At 53.1% G+C, this 416-nt stretch carries 1 protein-coding gene; it reads right to left on the bottom strand.

Annotated elements, in window-relative coordinates; all coding sequences use genetic code 11:
• Positions 1-44: 44 nt before the first annotated feature.
• A partial coding sequence (locus RUMCAL_RS15795; RefSeq protein ID WP_021681103.1) for a dockerin type I repeat-containing protein occupies positions 45-416 on the bottom strand: 372 nt, incomplete at its 5' end.

Here is a 416-nt window from a genome sequence, read left to right as displayed (position 1 = left end):
TCGCCAGACGCTCTTTGTGCGGTATTGCCTTAAACTATCGCCGTTTACTGCGGCAGGTTAGTGACAATATGGACTAAGAACTGCATCAGTACTACAGCATCATCGCTTGTAAGTTCGCCGTCCTGCCTGCAGTCGCTGTTCTGGCGGGCAGCACTGGACAGTGTAACTGCATTGGCGACTGCCTTGTTCAGCAGTACTGCATCAGTGATGTCCACTCTGCCGTCCAGATTGGTGTCACCGTACAGAACCGTGGAACTCGGTACTTCTGAAGTCTTTTTCGTGGTGGTTGCCTTGGTAGTTGCCTTTGTGGCTGCCGTTGTGACTGTGGTTGCCGGAGCCGCAGTAGTAGTTTCTGCGGGTGCTTCGGTAGTCATTACCGGAACCGCGGTAGTAGTTTCTGTGGGTGCTTCGGTAGT

The organism is Ruminococcus callidus ATCC 27760 (genome assembly GCF_000468015.1).
Taxonomy (GTDB): domain Bacteria; phylum Bacillota; class Clostridia; order Oscillospirales; family Ruminococcaceae; genus Ruminococcus_C; species Ruminococcus_C callidus.
This window is presented reverse-complemented; position numbering and strand designations above follow the sequence as displayed.